Origin of the sequence: Synechococcus sp. CCY9201 (assembly GCF_034931105.1) — a bacterium.
Taxonomy (GTDB): Bacteria; Cyanobacteriota; Cyanobacteriia; order PCC-6307; family Cyanobiaceae; genus CBW1002.
Genome location: NZ_JAYGIC010000103.1, coordinates 1 through 2340 on the forward strand (window position 1 = coordinate 1; position 2340 = coordinate 2340).

Sequence of the window (2340 nt, forward strand, 5' to 3'; positions counted from 1 at the left end):
TGCCAGCTCCGTGGCACTCCAGCCCAGCAGCGGCGACGCGGCCAGCAGGCGGCGGCGGCCGTCGCTGGCCGGGTCGGCCAGGGCATCGAGCAGGCGTTGCAGGGTGGTGGCACCCTCGCTGGCGAACACATCGCCGCGGCTCACCAGGCGGCTGGGCAGTCCACGCTCGTCCAGGGCCCGGCGCAGGGTTTCGGCCTGGCTATGGGTGCGCACCAGCAGGCAGAGGTCCTGGGGTTGCAGCGGGCGCGTTGGGGCGGGGCCCTCGTCCGCTGCGGCGGTGCGGAGGCGCAGATCCCGCTCCAGCAGCTGCAGGCAGAGGCCGGCCATGGCCTCGGGCAGCTCGGCCTCCTGGGCGCAGGCCAGCAGCTGCAGCGGTCTCTCGCCGGCGGGCAACACCAGCTCGCCCTTGGTGGCGCGCGAGAGAACCTTGGGCGCTGGCAGCTCCGACCGCTCCAGCCCGATGTGCATCAGGGCATTGAGCCCCTTCACCAGGGGCTCCGCAGAACGACGGTTCTCCCGCAGGGCATGGACCGCGTCAGCGCGGTGCCGGGCCAGGCGATAGGTGGCCAGTTCGCCGCCGCGGAAGCGGTAGATCGCCTGTTTGGGGTCCCCCACCATCACCAGCAGGTGGTGGCCCCCCGTCGTGAAGGCTGATTCGAGAATTCGCCACTGGATCGGGTCCGTGTCCTGGAATTCGTCAACCAGGGCCACCCGGTAGCGCTGACGCACGGCCGCGATCAGGGCGGCATGGCGATCCCCCTGGGGCCCGGGGTCCAGGCCCAGCAGCAGGTCGCCGAATCCCATCTGGCCGTTCTGCCGGCGCCGCCGCCGCAGCTCCAGGCGCCCCCAGTGGCCGAAATGGAGCAGGGTCAGCTCCGCCGGCCCGTCCACCAGGGCTGCGATCGCCTCCATCAGCGGCGCTTCGGGCAGGGTCTTGCCCTCCCCTTCCATCGGTGCGGTCAGCTTCACCCAGGGTGCGGGGTGGAAGTAGTCGCGCAGCAGGGCCTTGGGGCTTCTGGCGGTGGTGCCGCCCTCGCGCAGCTCCAGCACCATGGCGTAGCTGGGAGTGGTCTCCAGGGAGGCGATCCAGTGATCCACCTGGGCGGCCCGGTCTGTTTTCGGTTTGGCGGCGTAGGGCGTTGTCTTGGTCTGGATGCCGAGCGCTTTCCAGTCGGCCGGCAGGCGGCGGAAGCTCTGCTCCAGTGCGGCGCCGTGCTCCCTCCACTCCTTCACAAAGCGCTCCCACAGCTGCGGCCACAGGGCCGTGAGCTGGGGTGCCAGCGGTTGGTCGGCCGCCATCGCCGCCGGCAGGGCATCGAGCTCCAGGGCCGGGTCGCCGTCGAGCTGCCCCAGCAGCTTCTGCAGACGCTGGAGCCCCAGGCCGCGGCTCTGCAACCCCGCCAATAACTCCGGCGCCAGGCCGAGCACCTGTTGCTGCCAGTAGTCGTGGCAGACCTGGCGGCTGCGTTCGCCATCGTCGTTCTCCAGCTCCACCGCCGGACCCAAGCCGGCCTCCAGGGCACGGCGTTGCAGGGTGCGGCGGCAGAAGCCGTGGATGGTGGTGATGTCGGCCCGATCGAGCTCCTCAAGGGCAAGCAGCAGCCGGCCCCGCAGCCGGTCGCGCACCTCCGGGTCTGGGGGTTGCAGGGCCAGCCAGTCGGCCAGCACCTGGTCGGGGGGCTGGGTGGTCGCGGCGGCGGGGGTCTCCAGCAGCGTCAGGGCCTCCTGCAGCCGGCGGGCGATCCGGTCGCGCAGTTCGGCGGCGGCGGCTTCGGTGAAGGTCACCACCAGCAACTGCTCGAGGCTGAGGGGCTCCTCCTCTCGGGTCACCAGCCGCAGCACCAGATGGGCCAGGGCAAAGGTCTTGCCGGTACCGGCGCTGGCTTCAAGCAGCTGCACTCCCGGGGTGAGCGGCACCGTGTTGGCATCGAAATCGAGAGCGGCACCCTCGAGATCGACGCCCTCGATTGCGGTGGCTTTGCTCATGGCCTGAGCTCCTCCCAGACCTGCAGCAGTGGTTGATGCAGGGCCAGGGCGTGGGCGGTGCAGGGCCCCTGCAGCAGGGCACGGCCGCTGAGGCTGCGGCCGAAACAGAGGGCCATCACCTCCTCATCCCGTTCCGCCTGCTGTTCGGGACCGCCTTCCCATCGTTTGCAGGCCGCGGCGACCCCGGAGCCGGCCTTCTTCGCTTCGGCGGCGGCGTAGGCCCAGCCCGTTTCCGGCGGCACCGGCCAGCAGATCCGCTGGAAGGCCTGGCGCCACTGGCGCAGGTTGTCCAGGGCGGCGGCGGCCTCCGCTGAGCTGGGGGGGCTCAGGCGCTCGCGGGCCCGGAAGCAGGCA

Annotated in this window: 1 protein-coding gene and 1 pseudogene; both read right to left on the reverse strand. The window is 71.6% G+C overall.

Annotation, left to right across the window (positions count from 1 at the left end; genetic code table 11):
• The coding region (locus tag VB716_RS10190) for a UvrD-helicase domain-containing protein (protein WP_323270387.1) at window positions 1-1986 on the reverse strand (1986 nt) is incomplete at its 3' end.
• A pseudogene (locus VB716_RS10195) lies at window positions 1983-2340 on the reverse strand (exonuclease V subunit gamma); the annotation flags it as partial. The gene VB716_RS10190 and the pseudogene VB716_RS10195, both read right to left, overlap by 4 nt.